This is a genomic window from Streptomyces profundus (genome assembly GCF_020740535.1).
GTDB classification, from domain to species: domain Bacteria; phylum Actinomycetota; class Actinomycetes; order Streptomycetales; family Streptomycetaceae; genus Streptomyces; species Streptomyces profundus.
In genome coordinates this window covers 1,753,462-1,772,287 of record NZ_CP082362.1, presented here as the reverse complement: position 1 = coordinate 1,772,287, position 18,826 = coordinate 1,753,462, and the positions used below count along the sequence as shown (strand labels likewise).

Genomic DNA, 18,826 nt, shown 5'->3' with positions numbered 1-18,826 from the left:
GTGCTGGGAGGTCAAGGGCGTCGAACCTCCGGCACGCCGCCCCGCTCGGGACGGTTCCAGCCCCCGGGTCAGGGGCCTCCCGTTGTGGTGGTGGACACCGTGGTCTTGAGGCGGCCGATGGCGAGGAGGGCGTAGCCCATGGCGATGACGCCGGCGGTCATACCGAGGCACATCGGGAGGAAGTCGCTGGAGTCGGGGTCCAGGAAGCTGCTGTAGGAGGTGACGTCCGCCTGCAACATGAAGACGAGGTAGGCGAGCAGCGGCAGCGTCCAGGTCAGTGGGTACCACCAGCGTGCGGTGGACTGGCTACGGCCGACGAACACCCAGTCGGCGAGCACCAGCAGCGGCGTCACCAGGTGGGTGTACATCGAGGCGGTGCCCTCGTAGTCGCCGGACATCATGGTCGCCCAGACGATGGCCACCAGCAGGAGCACGATGGCGGTGGAGCCGCGCAGCCAGCCGGAACGCGGCTCGTGGCGGCGCAGACCGGTGACGAACGGATAGGCGGTCAGGGCGAGATAGACGAACATCGCGACGAAGCTGGACAGCGGGCTCAGTTCCTTGAGGCATTCGATCGGTCGCCCGGTGTCCTCGGCGAAGGCGTTGTAACCGGTGTAGGCGGCGAACACGATCACCAGCCGCCAGCAGGTCACCCCGACCAGCGCGGCCGGCGAGGGCCGCTCCGCCGGCGGCTCCCCGCCGCCCCAGTGCCGTTGCCCGTACGGAGGTTGTCCGTACGGAGGTTGTCCGTAGGGAGGCTGCCCGTACGGAGGTTGGGCGTGCTGGGGGTGCCCGTACGCCTGCTGGGGCGGCGGGTACGGCTGTGCCTGGAACTGCTGCGGTGGAACCCCAGGTGGGGCGTACGGCTGTCCGTACGCGGCGGGCGCCTGGTGGCCGGCCCAGGGCTGGTCGTATCCCGGCCGTGGTGGCTGCGGATACCCGTACGCGGCCGGGCCGGGCGGGCCGGGGGGTATGGCGGGCGAATCTGCCACGGTTGTTCCTCCTGCGCTGAAGCGCTGTGCGCGGTGTGTCGTCGGCAGCACAGCACTTCCCCCTATCACGCGACTTTCCTGAGCGGGGTTCCGCTCGTCGCCCGGGGCCTCCGAGCTCGGGACAACGCCTCACGCGCGCAGCGGGAGGCGGCCGGGTGGGGGGAGGGGAGTGGCGTCGGGGGTGGCTCGGAAGGAGTCGATGATCAGGGCGGCGAGGCGGCGGGTCGCCGCGGCCTGGGCGGTGGGGGAGGTCGCGCGGACGCCGTGGCTCGCCTGCATGGCGAGGACGATGTCCTCCAGGACGACGTCCGACCGCAGTTGGCCGCTCGCCTTGGCCCGTCGGATCAGCTCCAGCAGCCCGCGCACCGTCCGGTCGTGGACGGCGGTGGACTCGGCGCCTCGGGAGAGCCGCGCCAGGATGGCGCGCACCCGTGCGTCGCCGCCGTAGGCGGTCAGCAGCTTCTCGATCGTCAGGGACAGCCCACGCCAGGGGTCGCTCGCCGCGAGCCCCTCATCGACGACCGTCGAGCACAGGGACATCTCCTCGGCGAAGGCGGCGGTGAACAGCGCCTGCTTGGTGGGGAAGCGACGGTAGACGGTGGCGGTGCCGACCTGGGCGCGGCGGGCGATCTCACGGATCGGCACGGAGAGACCTTCGGCGGTGCAGGCGAGGCGGGCCGCCGCCAGGATGCGGTCGCGGTTGTCGTCCGCGTCCGAACGCAACTGACTCACTTCGGTCGGCACGCTCTCACTTTAGCCAGGCGGTCGATGGGGCCGACCTACGTTCGGGGACATGAGAACAGTTCAGTACTCCGAGTACGGCCCGCCCAGTGTCCTCCGCGTCATCGAGGGACCGGAACCGCACGCTGGGCCCGGGGAGATCCGCGTCGCCGTGCGTGCGTCGAGTGTGTCGCCGGGGGAGGTGCACCGGCGTTCCGGAGCGATGCGGGAGGTGTTGCCGACGGTCTTCCCCTGCCGGCCGGGCCACGACGCCGCCGGCGTGGTGGACGAGGTGGGCGAGGGGGTGACCGGAACCCGGGTGGGGGACGAGGTGTTCGGCGCGACCGCGCCCACCGGCCGTGGCACCAACGCCGACCACGCGACCCTCGTCCTGTGGGCCCCGAAGCCGACGAGGTGGACGTGGGAGGAGGCGGCGGGCGCGACGGGCGCCGTCGAGACCTCGTTCCGCGTTCTCGACCGGCTCGCGGTGGCCGAGGGGGACACCGTGCTGGTGCATGGCGCGGCGGGCGGGACCGGTTCCGTGGCCGTCCAACTCGCGGCTGTGCGGGGCGCGAGGGTGATCGGCACCGCGAGCGCGAACAACCACGACTACCTGCGTTCGCTCGGTGCCGAGCCGACGACGTATGGGCCGGGGCTGGTCGACCGGGTCCGCGCACTCGCGCCCTCGGGGGTGGACGCCGTGTTCGACTGTGCGGGTGGGGTGCTGCCCGACCTGGTCGCCATCGCCGGCGAGCCGGCCCGGGTGGTGACGGTCGCGGACATCACCGCCGCCGCGCAGGGCGTGCACATGTCCCACACCTCGCCGGGCACGACGTTGGGCCCTCCTGATCCGCCCGCGGCTCATGGCCTGGCGATCGCGGTCGAACTGGCCGAACAGGGCCGGTTGCGGATCCCCATCGCGGGGGTCTTCCCGCTCGCCGACGTCGCCGCCGCCCACGAGTTGAGCGCGGGCGGCCACGCCCGCGGCAAGATCGTGCTGCTGCACTGATCCGACGGCCGGTTCCGGGAAGGGCGCGCGGCGGCGGGCGTGAGGGCCCCGCTGGCCGTCGGCGGTCGACGTCGCCGTCCGCACCGGGTCAGAAGGGCCCCCACTCCGTTCACGATCCCTCAACCGTGGTCACCGTTATCGATCTCTCCGGTCAGGTACCGCCGGAGAGCGGACAACACGCCTAGGCGGGGTCGATGCGGTAGACGGGCGCGGGGATGGGGTCACTGCTGAAGCCGCCCATGTCGATCACATACAGCTCGTTGTCGGCACCCTGCACGAACGTGGTCACCCAGCCGGCGTTGGCGCCGAGGTCGAGCACGCCGGTCACCTGACCGTTCTGCACCTGGAGGGCCTGTAGGTCGCCGGTGCAGTAGTCGGAGAAGACGAAGGCGCCCCGCAGGTCCGGGATGGCGTTGCCCCGGTAGGCGAAACCGGCGGTGACCGAGTCGCAGAAGCCGGTGACCCCGTGCTCCCACTCGTACACCGGCGGGGCGTGGTCCGGCGGCTCCGTGCCCCGGTGCGGCAGGGTTCCCTCCATGTTGGGCCAGCCGTAGTTCTGGCCACCGACCCCGACGGGCGCGAAGTTGATCTCCTCGCGCGTGAGTTGGCCGACGTCGCCGATCCACAGGTCGCCGGTCTCGGCGTCGAAGGAGAACTGCCAGGGATTGCGCAGTCCGTAGGCCCAGATCTCGCCCCGGGCACCCGGCTCGTCGACGAACGGGTTGTCGGCCGGAATCCCGTACGGGTCGCCGGCGTTCAGGTCGATCCGCAGGATCTTGCCCAGCAGGCTGCCGAGATCCTGCGCGTTGTCGTAGGGGTCGCCCTCGGGCGAGAAGTCGCCGTCCCCGAGGGAGATGTAGAACAGCCCGTCCGGGCCGAACGCGATATGTCCTGAGTTGTGGGCGGGGCCCGGCTGCTCCTGGAAGAAGACGGTGCGCCGGGTGTCCACCCGCACCTCGCCGTCGACCACCTCGAACTCGTCGATCGTGCTGTGGCCGTCGATGTCGGTATAGGAGAGGTAGAAACGGGTGAAGTCGGGGTTGAACGTGATGTCGGCGACCCCGCGCTCACCGTCGGTGGTGGTCTCGCCGGTGATGTCGATGACCGGCTCGCTCAGCCCCTCTTCTTCGAGCACCCGTATGGTGCCGGCGCGTTCGCCGATCCAGACCGAGCCGTCCGGGCCCGCGGTGCCGGCGGTCGGCGAAGCGGCGGTGGCGACCTCGGTCAGGGCCACCTGGACCTGCTGGGACGCCTCCGGCGAAGGGGAGGCGGCCGTGGACGAGGTGCCGGCGGCCAGGGTCAACGCCAGACCGATCGTGGCGGCGACCGCCGATAACTTCCTCAAGCTCATAGGTGGTCAGGAGCGGGCGCCCTCGCGGAGTCCCGGCTCCCTCCTCCTTTCCATATGTGGGGGGGAATGCGGACGTGCCGGGCAGGGGGATCTCTGATCCGACGCCGAATTCGGCTGGGGGAAACACGGGAAACACGGCCGCAACGGAGAAGGTAGCAGCGTGCGACTTGGGCGTAACCCTCGCGGCGCATGGGGTGCGAGATGCCGCGAGTTTTCGGACAGGGCCCCGCGCGGTCGGACGGGCGAGTGGCAATTCGGCGCCGGACCAGGCCGTCTACCGGGATGGGAGTGATATCGGCGGAATTCCCTCGTGAATCCGCGTCCGGAAAACGTTCGACCAGCGCGCGGTGGCCGGTCCCTCCGACGGCCTCCCGGGTGACCGTGTCGAACGGGTTCTCCGCCGGCCTTGCCTTCCGCGGTGTGGGCCGGGCGAGCGGAAATCGTTGGTCCCCCACGCCCGGCACCGGCCGCCGGTCGGAAACCCGCCCCCGGGCCCGGGCCGGCGTGGCGTTGACCTGATGTGCGCAGACGCACCCTAGGCCAGGGAGGGCCAGCGGTCGGCGGCCCAGTCGGGCCAGGTCGACCAGCCGGCGGGCGGCTCCCTCGTCTCGGCGCCGGCGAGCTCCGCCGCGTCGGGCTCCTCGAAGAGCGTGCGCCAGCGCAGGAGATCCGCCTCGGTGACGGGGAACGTCCGGTCGGGGGCGGTGGCTTGGCGTTCGGCGATGCGGGCGCGTTGGGTCGCGGGGTCCACGGGGGTGTGGACGAGGCGGCAGCCGGCGCCCGTTGACTCCGTCAGCTGGCGGATGGCGTGGCGCTCGTCGCGGGACCAACAGCCGAAGTCCAGGACCACGCTGGTGCCGAGCCGCAGCGCCTCCAGGGCGAGCCGGAGCAGCCGGCCCTCCAGCACGTCGCGTTTGCCGTCGGCCTCCGGCTCGCCGAAGAGCGGGATCATCCACTCGTCCGGGGTCAGCCGCAACGCGCGGTGCTCCTCGGCGAGTTGCCGGGCCTTGGTGGTCTTGCCGGCCCCGGGCAGGCCGACCATCAGGAACAACGTGGTCACCCGGGGATTGTGCCAGGGGGTGCCCAGGGTGCGTCGGTTCGGCTCCTGAGGGTGCCTTCGGGCAGGCGCGCCCCGGCGGCGTGGAGATGCCTGATGGCCGCCACCAGCGAGTAGCAGTCGAAGAGCGCCGAATGCTCCTCCCCGGCCGCGGGCCTGGGCAGGCCGAGCACCTGCCACAGGCGTCCCACGTTGACCGGCTCCGTCGCCGGGGCGAGGGCGTTCACCCAGGGGCGGATACTGAGGAATCCGGGATCGAGGAATCCGGTCTTGAGCTGTTCGCCCCTGAGCCGGGCCCATCCCACGTTCTCGCCGATGACGACCATGTCGTTGCCATAGGAGAGGACCGTCTGTCCCCGGCAGAAGTCCAGGAGATCACCGAGCGCTTCGGCCGGACGAAGACCCTCGCGTTCCACCGTCTCCTGGGTGATACCGGTGAGTCGGGTGAAGTACTCCGACAGTCGTGGATTGACGACCGGTCTGACGAATGCCTCGTAGGATTCGACCACTTCGTGTGCGTCGCTCACCCGCAGCGCGCCGATCTGCACGATCTCCCGCAACTGCCCGGGTGCGGACCAGTCCTGTTCGAGTGCCCCCTGCCATGTCGTGAATTCCAGATCGAGGACAACATAGCTCGACACCGTTCTTCTCCATCGTTCCGGCCGCCGGCATATCGACGACTTCCCGTGGGGCCCCCAAGTGAAGCACACGGCCCCGTGGCCGGGCGCCGGTTCGCCGCGCCGTTCCGGCCGGCCCGCTCGCCGGTGCGGCGCTCAGAGCTGGTTCTCGCCGCCGTCGACATAGAGGTTGGCGCCGAGGATGAAGCTGCTCTGGTCGGAGGCGAGGAACGCCACCGCGTCGGCGATCTCCTCGGGGCGGCCGAGCCGGCCGAGCGGGACGTTCGAGACGAACCGTTCCCTGGCCTCGGGCGCGCCGGCGGTCACGCGGTCGAGGGCGGAGGTGCCGATGGTGCCGGGGGAGACGGTGTTGACGCGGATGCCCCGGTCCTTGAGTTCGTTGGCCCAGGTGCGGCCGAAGGAGCGGAGCGCGGCCTTGGAGGCGGCGTAGGTGCCGAAGGCCGCGACTCCGTCGTCGGCGCGCACCGAGGCGTTGAGGATCACCGAGGCGCCGTCGTTGAGCAGCGGCAGCGCCTTCTGCACGGTGAAGAGGGTGCCTCGGACGTTGGCGCCGAAGATCCCGTCGAAGTGCTCCTCGGTGACCTCCTCCAGCGTCGCGAACGACGCGGCGGCGGCGTTGGCGAACAGCACGTCCAGGCCCCGGCCGTGGGCGCGGACCGCGTCATAGAGCCGGTCGAGGTCGGCCAGTTCGGCGATGTCGCCCCGCACGGCCGTCGCGGACGCCGGGCCGATGCGCTCGACGGCCGCGTCGAGGGCGGTCTCGCGCCGGCCGGTGAGGAACACGTGCGCGCCGTCGGCGGCCAGCCGGACGGCGGTGGCCAGGCCGATCCCCTCGCTGCCCCCGGTGACGACGGCCGTCTTGCCTTCGAACTGTCCCATGCGGATGACCTCTTCGGATTTCGGTATCGGTCGGTACGGAAGTAGACCGTAGCAGCTTACGCACCGATCGGTACAGAAGGCGTATGATGGGCCGCATGGAGAGCCAGCGGAAGGCGCCGATCGGGCGGCCCAGGGGATTCGACGCCGACGAGGCCCTCGAACGCGCCATGCGGGTCTTCTGGGAGCAGGGCTACGAGGGCGCCGGCCTCGCCGATCTGACCAAGGCCATGGGCATCACCCGCACCAGCGTGTACGCGGCCTTCGGCAACAAGGACGAGCTGTTCCGCAAGGCCCTGGAGCGCTACTCGGAGGGCCCGGCCGCCTATGGCCCCCGGGCCCTGCGGGAGCCGACCGCGCGCGGGGTGGCCACGGCCTTCCTCAACGGCTCCGTCCGGACCACCACCCGCCCCGGCTACCCCGCCGGATGCCTCGGCGTCCAGGGCTCCCTCGCCGCCGGCGCCCAGGGGCGCGACGCCCGTGACGCGCTGAACGCCTGGCGCGACGAGGGCCTTTCGGGCCTCCGTGACCGCTTCCGGCGCGCCGCCGACGAGGGCGATCTGCCCGCGGACGTCGATCCCGCGGCGCTCGCCCGCTATGTGATGACCGTGGCCAACGGCATCGCCGTCCAGGCCGCCGGCGGCGCCACCCGCGACGAACTCCAGCAGGTCGCGGACCTGGCCCTGCGGAGCTGGCCGTCCGACTGACGGGAGCCGGCCAGGGGGCGACTCGTCGTCGAGGCGTCCGCGGATGAGGCGGGCCGGATCGCCGCCGGCGATGCCGTGGTCGGGCACATCGCCGGTGACCACGGAGCCGGCGCCGATGATCGCGCCGTGGCCGATCCGCACGCCCGGTGGGACGGTCGAACCATGGCCGAACCGGATCGACCGCCGGTCAGGCGCCGACCGCGCCGTCGACGGCCTCGCGGATCAGGTCCGCGTGGCCGTTGTGGCGGGCGTACTCGTGGATGAGGTGGAGCATCACCAGCCGGAGCGAGACCGGTTCGCCGGTCTTGGCGTGCGGGGCGGTGAGGTCGAGGGACGGCGCGGCCTCCTCGACGCGGCGGGCGACGGCCACCTCCGCCTCCCACGCGGCGAACGCCTCGGCGCGGGAGGCGGTGCGCACGTCGTAGGCGGCCTGGAAGTCGCCGTGGTCCGACCAGACCAGAGGGATGTCCTCACGGTTGATCGTGCGCCGGAACCAGGCGCGTTCGACCTCGGCCATGTGACGGACCAGGCCGAGCAGGGAGAGCGTGGAGGGCGGCGACGCCTGGCGGCGCAGCTCCTCGTCGTCGAGCCCTTCGCACTTCAGCGCCAGGGTCGCCCGGTGGTAGTCGAGAAAGCCGCGCAGGGTCGTTCGTTCGTCGGCGACCAGGGGCGGGCCGATGCGTTCCACGGTCATCGCACGATCCTGCCACGGGGGCCCTGGGGCGGGTTCCGCGGCCGTTCGCCCGCCGTGACCAGCGCTTTCCGTCCGGTAGTTACATCGTCGGCAAATTGACGGACCGTCAGATCACCGCACGGTAACGCCCTGGGGTGAACGGTTGACAGGTTCCGATCTAGCGACAACATTTCCGCTCACGTCCAAACAGTCGAACGCGTTCAACGGTGAGGTCGGCTCGCGGGCGGAAGGTGAACCCAGCACAAGGAGGTGCGCCCCAGTGGCGCCAGTCGTGCCCAAGTCCATAGCGCATCTGCGAGCAGCCGGCGTCAGCGTGGTGCTCGACCTGCGAGGTCCGCGCCTGCCGCGCGTCCTGCACTGGGGGGCCGATCTGGGTCCGCTGGACGACGACGCGTTGGCCGCGCTCGCCGAGCACGGCGCGCTGCCCGAGTCGCCGGGCGATCCGGACGACCCCAGGCGGCCGGGGAACTGGAACATACCGCCCGCCGTCGGGCTGCTCGCCGAGCACGGCGCCGGCTGGCAGGGCTATCCGGGACTGCTCGGCCACCGCGCCGGGGGAACGGACTGGTCGCCCCTCTTCACCACCGAGAGCGTCGAGGTCACGGAGGGCTCCGCGGTCCGCGTCGTCGCCGTCGACCGCACCGCCGCGCTGCGGCTCACCGTCGAGTTGGAGCTGACCCCCGAGGGCCTGGTCCGCACCCGCGCGGGCGTCCGCAACGAGGACCCCGAGCGCGACTACACCCTCGACGCCCTCGGCCTGGCCCTCCCCGTGCCGGCCGAGGCCGCCGAGCTGTTCGACCTCACCGGGCGCTGGATCCACGAACGCTCCCCGCAGCGGCAGCCGTTCAACGTCGGCTCCTGGGTGCGGGAGACCAGGCGCGGCCGGCCCGGGCACGACGCCCCGCTGCTGCTGGCCGCCGGCACGCCTGGCTTCGGCTTCCGGCACGGCGAGGTGTGGGCGCTGCATCTGGCGTGGAGCGGCAACCACCGGATCTGGGCCGACCGGCTGCCGACTGGGCAGGCCGTGCTCGGCGGCGGCGACCTGCCCATGCCAGGGGAGACGACGATGTCCCCCGGCGACGAGTACACCGCGCCCTGGCTCTACGCCGCCTACGGCGCGACGGGACTCGACTCGCTCACCGCCAGGTTCCACGACCACCTGCGCGCCAGGCCGCACCATCCGGCCAAGCCGAGGCCGGTGGTGCTCAACACCTGGGAGGCGGTGTACTTCGACCACGACCTCGCCAAGCTGACGACCCTCGCCGACCTGGGGGCCGAGGTCGGCGTCGAGCGGTATGTGCTGGACGACGGCTGGTTCCGGGGGCGGCGCGACGACAGCGCGGGGCTCGGCGACTGGTACGTGGACGAGACGGTCTGGCCGGACGGGCTGCATCCGCTGGTCGACCATGTGCGCGGTCTCGGCCTGGAGTTCGGCCTCTGGGTCGAGCCCGAGATGGTCAACCCGAACTCCGATCTGGCGCGCGCCCACCCCGAGTGGATCCTCGCCACCGGCGGCCGGCTGCCGGGCGAGCTCAGGGGCCAGCAGGTGCTGGACCTCACCCACCCCGAGGCGTACGCCTACATCAGGGACCGGCTGCTCGCGCTGCTCGACACCTACGACATCGGCTACCTCAAGTGGGACCACAACCGCGAGCTGGCCGACGCCGGCCACGCACCGCACGGGCAGGCGGCGGTGCGGGGCCAGACCCTCGCCGTCTACCGGCTGATGGACGAACTCCGCGCCGCGCATCCCGGGTTGGAGATCGAGTCCTGCTGCGGCGGCGGCGCCCGCGTCGACCTCGGCATCCTGGAGCACACCGACCGGGTCTGGGGCAGCGACTGCATCGACGCCCTGGAGCGGCAGCAGATCAACCGTTGGACGCAGGCGCTGCTGCCGCCCGAGCTGGTCGGATCCCATGTCGGGGCCGCCCGTTCGCACACCACCAGCCGCACCCACGACCTGGCGTTCCGCGCCGGGACCGCGCTCTTCGCGCACTTCGGCATCGAGTGGGACCTCACCAGGGCCAGCGAGTTGGAACGCCTCGACCTGGCCCGCTGGGTCGCCCACTACAAGCGGCTGCGCGGCCTGCTGCACGGCGGCAGGACCGTGCGCGCCGACCACCCCGACCCGGCGCTGTGGGTGCACGGCGTGGTCGCCCACGACCGTTCGGAGGCGCTCTTCGCGCTGGTCGCCACGCGCACCCCGGAGACCACCCCGCACGGCCGTTTCCGGCTGCCCGGGCTGGACCCGGCGGCCCGTTACCGGCTGGAGGTGCTGCCGCCCGGCGTCGAGGCGCCGGGCCTCGGGCGCAGCCGGCCCACCTGGTGCACCGAGGAAGGAGCCCGAGGAGTACCGGGGGCGGTCCTGGAGCGGACCGGCCTCCAGATCCCGTTCCTGCATCCGGAACAGCTTGTGCTGCTCCACCTCACGAAGGAGTGAGCGATGGCATCCGCTGCCCGTGCCGAGAAGGCCGCGGCCCGTGAGCGCGCGCCACGTCGGCAGGCCAAGGAGACCCGTGCGGCGCTGATCTTCGTGGCGCCGGCGATGCTCGGCTTCCTGGTCTTCTTCGCCTGGCCCACGCTGCGGGGCCTCTATCTGAGCTTCACGGACTACGACCTGCTGACGCCGGCGAGTTTCAGCGGCCTCGACAACTACACGCGGCTGGTCAAGGACGAGGTCTTCTGGAACTCCCTCTGGGTGACGCTCCAGTACGTCTTCATCAACATCGGCGTGCAGACCTTCGCCGCGCTGCTGCTGGCGGTGCTGATCCACCGGCTGACCCGCTCGGTGGTGATCCGCGGCATCATCCTGCTGCCGTACCTGATATCCAACGTCGTGGTCGCCCTCCTCTGGTACTGGATGGCGGACTACAACCTCGGCATCATCAACGAGATGCTGAGCTGGGTCGGCTTCGACCCGGTGGCGTTCTTCGGCGACGAGGACTGGGCCATCCCCACCATCGCGATGGTCAACGTCTGGCGACACCTCGGCTACACCGCGCTGTTGATCTTCGCGGGGCTCCAGACGATCAACCGTGACGTCTACGAGGCGGCGGCCGTGGACGGCGCCGGCGAGGTGCGGATCTTCTTCCGGATCACCCTGCCGCTGCTGCGCCCGGTGATGGCGCTGGTGCTGGTGCTCACCGTGATCGGCTCCTGGCAGATCTTCGACACCGTGGCCGTCACCACCCAGGGCGGGCCCGTGGACGCCACCCGCGTCGTCCAGTACTACATCTTCGACCAGGCGTTCAACCGCTTCGACTTCGGCTACGCGTCGGCGATCTCGGTGGTCCTGTTCCTGATCCTGGCCGGCGTGGCGCTGGTCCAACTCAAGATGCTGCGGGCCGGCGAGTCCGACCAGTCCTAAGGAGAAGCGACGATGCAAGCCGTAGCGCGGCCATCGGCCGCCCAACCCTCGCCCCCCGCCCCGGAGCGGCGCCCCCGCGGCCCGCGGCGCCCGTTCAGCGTCGGCCGCCTGCTCGCCTGGGTGGCGCTGTTCCTGATGATCGTGATCACCCTGGCGCCCTTCCTGTGGATGCTGCGCACCGCGCTCTCCAACAACCGGGTCCTCTTCACCGAACCCGGGTCCTGGCTGCCGGTCGACTTCACCACGGGCCCTTTCGAGCGGGTGCTCGGCTCGGCCAGCACCGAGGACGCCCAGGCCGAGGGCGGCTCGGGCGCCTCCATGCGGTTCTGGACCTATCTGCGGAACTCGGTGATCGTCTCCACGGCGATCACCCTCGGCCAGGTGCTCTTCAGCGCGATGGCCGCCTACGCCTTCGCCCGACTGCGCTGGCCGGGGCGGAACGTCGTGTTCTTCGCCTTCATCACCGCGCTGATGGTGCCGCCGGTCTTCACCATGCTGCCGAACTTCGTGCTGATCAAGAACCTGGGCCTGCTCAACACCTACCCGGGGATCATCGCGCCGTTCTTCTTCATGACGCCGTTCGCGGTGTTCTTCCTGCGGCAGTTCTTCCTCGGCATCAGCAGGGAGGTCGAGGAGGCGGCGATGATCGACGGCGCCGGGTACTTCCGGATCTTCTTCCGGATCATCCTGCCGATGAGTTCGGCGCCGATCGCCACGCTCTCCGTGCTCACCTTCATCAACGCCTGGAACGAGTACTTCTGGCCGCAGCTCGTCGGGCAGGAGGAGAGCGTCAGGGTGCTGACGGTCGCGTTGAGCGCGTTCCACTCCTCGACGCCGCAGACCGGCCCCGACTGGGCCGGGCTGATGGCGGCGACCCTGGTGGCCGCCGTTCCCACCATGCTGCTCTTCCTCGCCTTCGGCCGGAAGATCGTCAACTCCATCCAGTTCACCGGCGTGAAGTGAGGCGCACGATGCGAAAGACGACACGGCGGACGCTGTCCGTTCTCACCTGTCTGTCCCTCGGTGCCCTGCTGTCGGCCTGCGGCCAGGCGTTGGGCAAGGACCCGAACACCGTCAACTACTGGCTCTGGGACGCGAGTCAGCAGCCCGCGTACCAGCAGTGCGCGGACGACTTCGAGGAGCTGAACCCCGAGCTGACCGTCCGGATCGAGCAGCGCGGCTACGACGACTACTGGAACGGGCTCGCCCTCGGGTTCGTCGCCGAGTCGGCCCCCGACGTCTTCACCAACCACCTCTCCAAGTACCCGGAGTACGTCACCCGGGATCTGCTGCTGCCGCTCGACGCGTATGTGGAGCGCGACGATCTGCCGCTCGACATCTACGAGGACGGCCTGACCGACCTCTGGGTCGGCGAGGACGAGCAGCGCTACGGGCTGCCCAAGGACTGGGACACCGTCGCGCTCTTCTACGACCGCGAGATGCTGGCCGAGGCCGGCGTCGAGGAGGCGGACCTCGACGAACTCGACTGGAACCCGGACGACGGCGGCAGCTACGAGGAGCTGATCGCCCGGCTCACCGTCGACGCCAACGGCGTGCGCGGCGACGAACCCGGCTTCGACAAGAGCAAGGTGGAGGTCTACGGGCTCTGGCTGGAGATGAGCGACGGCTTCAACCACGGGCAGACCCAGTACTCCATGTACGCCTACGCCAACGGCTGGGAGACCACCGACACCAACCCCTGGGGCAGCCGCTTCAACTTCGACGACCCGAGGTTCCAGGAGACGATCAGCTGGTGGCAGGGGCTGATCGAGAAGGGCTACATGCCGCGGTTCGCCGCCCAGCGCGGTGTCCAGTCCAGCGACCAACTCGCCGCCGGCAACACGGCGATGGTCACCCATGGCAGCTGGATGACCGGCACCTTCTTCGGCTACGAGGGGCTCGACGTCGGCCTGGCCCCCACGCCGATCGGGCCCACCGGCGAACGCGCCACCATGTTCAACGGCCTGGCCGACTCCATCTACCGGGGCACCGACAACCCGGAGGCGGCCTGGGAGTGGGTCAAGTACCTTGCCTCGCCCGAGTGCCAGCGGATCGTCGGCGAGCACCATGTCGTCTTCCCCGCGATCACCGAGGCGTGGGAGATCGCGCAGCAGAGGTTCGCCGAGGACGGGATCGACGTCTCGGCGTTCACCCGGCATGTGGCGGACGGCTCGACGGTGCTCTTCCCGATCAGCGACAACGCGGCCGAGATCACCGCCCTGATGCAACCGGCGCTTGAGGCCGTGATGTCGGGCCAGGCCCCGGTCGAGTCGCTCAGCGATGTCAACGAGGAGATCAACCAGCTCTTCGAATGACCCGGCGCGCCGGGCCGTTTCCCGACGGACACGGCCCGGCCCCGGTACAGCCTGCCGTAGTGCGCCCGCATCTCCGGGGCGCGGAGAATATGCGGGTGAGATGGAACAAGATCAGCCGACATGTGGGCTATGCGCTCCTCACCCTGCCCTCGGCACTCGCCTCGATGCTGCTGCTGCCGCTGGCGGTGGTGGGCCTGCTCAGCGTCGCCGTGGGCGGGCTCGGGCTGCCGCTGGTGCCCCGGATGGCGCTGGCGCTCCGCTGGTGGACCGAGGCCCACCGGCGGAGCGCCGCCCAGGAGAGGGACGAGACCGTCACGGCCCGCCCGGCGGCCCTGCCCACCGGGCTGCGTGCGCAGTGGCGTTGGCTGCTCGACGATCCCGGCCTCCGCCGTGACCTGCGCTGGATACCGCGCTTCGTCGGCACCGGGCTGCTCCTCGGCCTCTTCGGACTGCTCTGCGCCGGCGGCCTGTTGGGCACCGTCGCCGTGGTGGCCGGCTGGCCGCTGCTCCCGGACGACGAGCGCACGATGTTGGGCGTGCCGGTCGACCACTGGCTCGCCGCCCTGGGCCTTGGCCTCGCCCAGTTCGCCCTGCTCGCCCTCCTCACCTGGGGCGTGCTGCCCGGCTTCGCGCGCTGGCAGGCGCGCGACACCCTGGCCGCGCTTGAGCCGTCGGCCGAGGAGCGACTCGCCGAGCGCGTCGGCGAGTTGACGGAGACCAGGGCCGATGTGCTGGACGCGCACGGCGCCGAACTGCGCCGCATCGAACGGGATCTGCACGACGGCACCCAGGCGAGGCTGGTCTCCATCGCCATGCGGCTCGGCGTCGCCAGGGACGAACTCCCCGACGACACGGGGGCGTTGGCCACCCTGCTGCGGGAGGCACAGGAGGGCACCGAGGAGGCGATGACGGAGTTGCGGGGGGTGATCCGCTCGATGTATCCGCCGATCCTGGCCGACCGGGGCCTCGCCGGCGCCCTCACCTCCATGGTCGCCGGATCGGCGGTGCCCACCGAGCTGGACCTCACCGGCCTGCGGGACGAGGGCCCCGACCGCCGGCTGCCGGCGGCCGTCGAGGCGGCGGCCTACTTCGTGGTCACCGAGACGCTGACCAATGTCGCCAAGCACAGCGGCGCCGGCCAGGCCCGGGTGACGCTGGCCAGGAGCGGACCCCGGCTGACCGTCGAGGTGTGGGACGACGGACGCGGCGGCGTCGACGAGAGCCTCGGCTCAGGGGTGATCGGCATCCGCCGCCGGGTGGCCGCGCTGGACGGCACCGTCACGGTGACCAGCCCGACCGGCGGGCCCACGGTGGTCGGCGCGGAGCTGCCGTGCGGATCCTGATCGCCGAGGACAACGTGCTGCTGGCGGCGGGGCTCCGACTCGTCCTGGAGGCCAAGGGCATCGAGGTGGCCGAGACCGTCACCGACGGCCCTGGGCTCCTCGACGCCGCCGCCAGGGTCCGCCCCGACGCGGTGATCGCCGATGTGCGGCTGCCCCCCGCCTTCCGCGACGAGGGCGTGCGCGCGGCGCTGGCACTGCGCCGCGAACGCCCGGGGTTCCCGGTGCTGGTGCTCTCGCAGTATGTCGAGAAGGTCTACGCCAGGGAGCTGCTCTCCGACGGCGCGGGCGGCGTCGGGTATCTGCTCAAGGACCGGGTCAGCCGGGTCGGCGCCTTTGTCGACGCGCTGCGCCGGGTCGCCGCCGGCGGCACCGCGATGGACCCGGAGGTCATCGGCCAACTGATGGCCGGCGCCCGGAAGAACCCGCTGGACGCGCTCACCCCCAGGGAGGGCGAGGTGCTGACGCTGATGGCCCAGGGCCTGGCCAACGCCGAGATCGGGCAGCGCCTGCTGATCAGCGACAACGCGGTGCAGAAGCACATCGGCAACATCTTCCAGAAGTTGGGCCTGCCGGTCGAGGACGGCGGCCACCGCCGGGTGCTTGCGGTGCTGGCTTTTTTTGACAACCGGCGCTGACAACCGGCGCTGACAACCGGCGTTGACAACCGGCGTTGATACGACCCTTGACCGGTCCGGGCGGCGGTCCTTAGATTCGTGGGCGGCTGGGGAAAACCGTTTCCCTTTGTTTGGTTGGTTGTTTTTCTCCGCGCGCGACCAGGGAGTCACCGATGCCCGAACGTCTCGGCCCGCTGCTGCCCACCGCCGCCGCCCGTGGCGTGCTGCGCCCGGCCCGGGAGGCGCTGATCAGCGGCGGGCTGTGGGGCGCACGCCGTGCCGTGAACGCCGAGGTCAGCGTCCCCAGGGGCTACGACCGCTTGGCGGAGGCGGGCAACTTCCACCAGCTGCGCCTCGCCGCCGGCACCGGGACCGGCGAACCGCTCAGCCTCGTGCCGTTCATCGACTCGGACGTCTACAAATGGCTGGAGGCCGTCGCCTGGCAGCTCGGCGATCCGGCCACCGGACCCGACGAGGCCGCCGCGCTCGAAGAACGCGTCGCCGAGGTCGTCCACCTGCTCGAAGACGCCCAGGAGGAGAACGGCTATCTCCAGTCCCACTACCAGGTGGTCCGGCCGGACCGGCGCTGGGCCGAGCTGGCGTGGGGCCACGAGCTGTACTGCGCCGGCCATCTGATCCAGGCCGCCGTCGCCCATGTCCGCGCCACGGGACGCACCGAACTCCTCGCCATCGCCCGCCGGTTCGCCGACCATGTCGACGAGGTCTTCGGCGTCGGCGAGGGCAAGCTCGACGGGATCTGCGGCCATCCGGAGATCGAGACCGCCCTGGTCGAGCTGTACCGGGTCACCGACGAGCGGCGCTATCTCGACCTGGCCCGCTACTTCGTCGACCGCAGGGGCCACGGCCTGCTGCCCGCCGGCCGGTTCGGCGTCGAGTACTGGCAGGACCACGCCCCCGTGCGCGAGGCGGACCGGGTGACCGGACACGCGGTGCGCCAGCTCTATCTGCTGGCCGGTGCCGTGGACGTCTACGCGGAGTCGGGCGACACCGAGTTGCTCGCCGCCAGTGAGCGGCTCTGGGAGGAGATGGTCGCCGCCAGGTCCTATCTGACCGGCGGCCTGGGCGCCCACCACACCGACGAGTCGTTCGGCGACCCGTTCGAGTTCCCGTCGGAGCGCGCCTACACCGAGACCTGCGCCGCCATCGCCGCCGTCCACCTCAGCTGGCGGCTGCTGCTGGCCACGGGCCGCGCCCGCTACGCCGACCATCTGGAGCGGGTGCTCTACAACGGGTTCCTCTCCGGCGTCGCGCTGGACGGCGAGCACTACAGCTATGTCAACCCGCTCCAGGTGCGCGACGGCCACCGGCCCGGGGCGCACACCGGGGACCACGGCGCCTACCGCGTCCGCTGGTTCGTCTGCGCCTGCTGCCCGCCCAACGTGATGCGGCTGCTCGCCTCGCTGCCGCACGCGGTGGCCGCCGGCGACGCGGCGGGCGGCCTGGTGCTGCACCAGTACACGCCGGGCCGCTTCGCCGCCGGCGCGCTCGCCGTCGAGGTGGCGACGGAGTACCCGTGGCAGGGCGACGTCCACGTCAGGGTCCTGGAAGCCGCCGAGGCCACGTTGACGCTGCGGCTGCCGCACTGGGTCGGCGCCGAGGGCTGGCGGGCGACGGTCAACGGGGAGCCGGTCGAGGACGGCGGCCCCGGCGCGGCGGTGGACGACGGCTGGTTGCGGCTGACCCGCGCCTGGCGGCCGGGCGACACGGTGGCGCTTGAGCTGACGCTGGCGCCCCGGCTGACCGCCCCGCCGTCCCGCGCCGACGCGCTGCGCGGCTGCGTCGCCGTGGAACGCGGCCCGCTGGTCTACTGCACCGAGGCGGCCGACCACCCGGACGGCACCGCGCTGGACGACCTGCGTCTCGACATCACCCGCCCGCTGAGCGACGACGCCGCCACCACGGCGCCCGGCGTGGTGATCGCGGTGCGGGCCACCGGCTCGGCGGAGCCGCCGGAGACGGACGGCTGGTGGGCCTACCCACCGGCGGGTACCGGCCGCGAACCGGGCGCGGAGACCAGGGAGTTCCAGCTGATCCCCTACCACCTGTGGGGCCACCGGGAGCAGGGCGCGATGCGCGTCTGGCTGCCCGTGCTGGAGTCCTAGGCCGGGGTGGGGCCGGGGCCCCGGAAGGTGGTGCGGTAGGCGCTGGGGGAGGTGCCGAGCGCGGCGTGGAAGTGCTGCCGCAGGTTGGCGGCGGTGCCGAGCCCGGTGCGCTCGGCGACCTGGTCGACGGAGAGGTCCGACTCCTCCAGCAGCTCCCTGGCGCGCCGCACCCGCTGTCCCGTCAGCCAGCTGATCGGTGTGGTGCCGACCTCGGCCCTGAACCTGCGGGTGAAGTTCCGCACGCTCATCGCCTCCTGGGCGGCCATCTCGCGCAGCGTGATCGGCTCGCCCAGGCGGCGCAGCGACCAGTCCCGCGCGGTCGCCGTGGAGGGCGACGCGGGCTGCGGGACCGGCTCGGGGATGTACTGCGCCTGGCCGCCCTCCCGATGCGGCGGGACGACGGCGCGCCGCGCCACATCGTTGGCCACCGCCATGCCGTGGTCGTGCCTGACCATGTGCAGGCAGAGATCGATCCCGGACGCGCAGCCGGCGGACGTCAACACCGAGCCGCCGTCGGTGTAGAGCACATCGGGGTCGAGGCCGACGGCGGGGAAGAGCGCGGCGAAGCGCTGGGTGTGGCGCCAGTGGGTGGTGGCCGTGCGCCCGTCCAGCAGCCCGGCCGAGGCCAGCACGAAGGCCCCGGTGCAGATCGAGGCGATCCGCGCCCCCGGCCTGATCCGCGCGAGCGCCTCCCGCAGCGGCGGTGGCGGCTCGGGACTCGACTGCGTGTAGTCGTCGGGGGAGGAGAGCACCAGCACCGTGTCGGCCTCGGCCAGCGCCTCGGGGCCGTGGCGCACCACGACGCCGAAGTCCCCGTCGCCGCGCAGCTCGCCCGGCTCGGGGGTGCAGGTGACCACCTCGTAGAGCGGCTCGCCTGCCACCGAACCGCCCGTTCTGGCCTGGCCGAAGATCTGGTGCGCGATGCCCAGCTCGATGGAGAGCAGACGCGGGCGGACGAGGACGGCCACGCGGTGGCGGCCCCGCTGGCGGAAGACGGACTCGATCGGGCTCATGGCCATA

The 18,826-nt window shown here is 71.7% G+C and carries 17 protein-coding genes and 1 pseudogene; 9 read left to right on the top strand and 9 right to left on the bottom strand.

The window, feature by feature from the left end:
• Nucleotides 1-68: 68 nt before the first annotated feature.
• Nucleotides 69-992 carry a hypothetical protein gene (locus tag K4G22_RS07635; protein ID WP_228079121.1) on the bottom strand — a complete coding sequence of 308 codons (924 nt, stop codon included), beginning with the start codon at nt 990-992 and terminating at the stop codon, nt 69-71.
• Between the two features lie 129 nt (nt 993-1,121).
• Nucleotides 1,122-1,736: a TetR/AcrR family transcriptional regulator gene (locus K4G22_RS07630; protein ID WP_228079120.1), complete on the bottom strand. Its 615-nt coding sequence runs from the start codon at nt 1,734-1,736 to the stop codon at nt 1,122-1,124.
• Between the two features lie 49 nt (nt 1,737-1,785).
• Here K4G22_RS07630 and K4G22_RS07625 point away from each other — a divergent pair, with 49 nt between their 5' ends.
• Nucleotides 1,786-2,721 carry an NADP-dependent oxidoreductase gene (locus K4G22_RS07625; RefSeq protein ID WP_228079118.1) on the top strand — a complete coding sequence of 312 codons (936 nt, stop codon included), beginning with the start codon at nt 1,786-1,788 and terminating at the stop codon, nt 2,719-2,721.
• 181 nt (nt 2,722-2,902) lie between these two features.
• On the opposite strand, the gene K4G22_RS07620 is transcribed toward K4G22_RS07625, so the two are convergent.
• The 4 genes from K4G22_RS07620 to K4G22_RS07605 all read right to left on the bottom strand — a co-directional run bounded on the left by K4G22_RS07620 (nt 2,903) and on the right by K4G22_RS07605 (nt 6,646).
• Entirely contained in the window at nt 2,903-4,072 is a 1,170-nt protein-coding gene (locus K4G22_RS07620) for a PQQ-dependent sugar dehydrogenase (RefSeq protein ID WP_228079117.1), read from the bottom strand.
• Between the two features lie 535 nt (nt 4,073-4,607).
• Nucleotides 4,608-5,132, bottom strand: a complete 525-nt coding sequence (locus K4G22_RS07615) for a P-loop nucleotide/nucleoside kinase family protein (RefSeq protein ID WP_228079115.1) — start codon at nt 5,130-5,132, stop codon at nt 4,608-4,610.
• On the bottom strand, nt 5,129-5,770 hold the full coding sequence (locus tag K4G22_RS07610) for a 3'-5' exonuclease (protein ID WP_228079113.1): 642 nt from the start codon (nt 5,768-5,770) through the stop codon (nt 5,129-5,131). Before K4G22_RS07610 ends, K4G22_RS07615 begins: the two co-directional genes overlap by 4 nt.
• A gap of 132 nt (nt 5,771-5,902) precedes the next feature.
• The gene (locus tag K4G22_RS07605) at nt 5,903-6,646 is read right to left on the bottom strand and encodes an SDR family NAD(P)-dependent oxidoreductase (RefSeq protein WP_228079111.1); all 744 of its coding nucleotides are present in this window, start codon (nt 6,644-6,646) and stop codon (nt 5,903-5,905) included.
• Between the two features lie 95 nt (nt 6,647-6,741).
• On the opposite strand from K4G22_RS07605, the gene K4G22_RS07600 reads away from it, so the two are divergent.
• Complete coding sequence (locus K4G22_RS07600) at nt 6,742-7,350, top strand: TetR/AcrR family transcriptional regulator (RefSeq protein ID WP_228079110.1); 609 nt, start codon at nt 6,742-6,744, stop codon at nt 7,348-7,350.
• Between the two features lie 24 nt (nt 7,351-7,374).
• Here K4G22_RS07600 and K4G22_RS07595 read toward each other — a convergent pair.
• Both K4G22_RS07595 and K4G22_RS07590 read right to left on the bottom strand, forming a co-directional pair.
• Nucleotides 7,375-7,497: pseudogene (locus K4G22_RS07595) on the bottom strand (antibiotic acetyltransferase); the annotation flags it as partial.
• A 40-nt stretch (nt 7,498-7,537) separates the two neighbouring features.
• Nucleotides 7,538-8,044 carry a DinB family protein gene (locus K4G22_RS07590; RefSeq protein WP_228079108.1) on the bottom strand — a complete coding sequence of 169 codons (507 nt, stop codon included), beginning with the start codon at nt 8,042-8,044 and terminating at the stop codon, nt 7,538-7,540.
• Between the two features lie 259 nt (nt 8,045-8,303).
• On the opposite strand from K4G22_RS07590, the gene K4G22_RS07585 reads away from it, so the two are divergent.
• The 7 genes from K4G22_RS07585 to K4G22_RS07555 all read left to right on the top strand — a co-directional run bounded on the left by K4G22_RS07585 (nt 8,304) and on the right by K4G22_RS07555 (nt 17,806).
• On the top strand, nt 8,304-10,484 hold the full coding sequence (locus K4G22_RS07585; protein WP_228079106.1) for an alpha-galactosidase: 2,181 nt from the start codon (nt 8,304-8,306) through the stop codon (nt 10,482-10,484).
• 3 nt (nt 10,485-10,487) lie between these two features.
• The gene (locus K4G22_RS07580; RefSeq protein WP_228079103.1) at nt 10,488-11,411 is read left to right on the top strand and encodes a carbohydrate ABC transporter permease; all 924 of its coding nucleotides are present in this window, start codon (nt 10,488-10,490) and stop codon (nt 11,409-11,411) included.
• Nucleotides 11,412-11,423: 12 nt separating this feature from the next.
• A complete protein-coding gene (locus K4G22_RS07575; RefSeq protein ID WP_228079102.1) occupies nt 11,424-12,374 on the top strand; it encodes a carbohydrate ABC transporter permease in 951 nt (316 codons plus the stop codon).
• Nucleotides 12,375-12,382: 8 nt separating this feature from the next.
• On the top strand, nt 12,383-13,726 hold the full coding sequence (locus K4G22_RS07570; protein WP_228079100.1) for an ABC transporter substrate-binding protein: 1,344 nt from the start codon (nt 12,383-12,385) through the stop codon (nt 13,724-13,726).
• 95 nt (nt 13,727-13,821) lie between these two features.
• Nucleotides 13,822-15,069 carry a sensor histidine kinase gene (locus K4G22_RS07565; protein WP_228079099.1) on the top strand — a complete coding sequence of 416 codons (1,248 nt, stop codon included), beginning with the start codon at nt 13,822-13,824 and terminating at the stop codon, nt 15,067-15,069.
• On the top strand, nt 15,057-15,704 hold the full coding sequence (locus tag K4G22_RS07560) for a response regulator (RefSeq protein WP_228079098.1): 648 nt from the start codon (nt 15,057-15,059) through the stop codon (nt 15,702-15,704). Before K4G22_RS07565 ends, K4G22_RS07560 begins: the two co-directional genes overlap by 13 nt.
• Before the next feature lie 152 nt (nt 15,705-15,856).
• Nucleotides 15,857-17,806: a glycoside hydrolase family 127 protein gene (locus tag K4G22_RS07555; protein ID WP_228079097.1), complete on the top strand. Its 1,950-nt coding sequence runs from the start codon at nt 15,857-15,859 to the stop codon at nt 17,804-17,806.
• On the opposite strand, the gene K4G22_RS07550 is transcribed toward K4G22_RS07555, so the two are convergent.
• The gene (locus K4G22_RS07550) at nt 17,803-18,819 is read right to left on the bottom strand and encodes a GlxA family transcriptional regulator (RefSeq protein ID WP_425336626.1); all 1,017 of its coding nucleotides are present in this window, start codon (nt 18,817-18,819) and stop codon (nt 17,803-17,805) included. The genes K4G22_RS07555 and K4G22_RS07550 overlap by 4 nt on opposite strands.
• Nucleotides 18,820-18,826 lie beyond the last annotated feature (7 nt).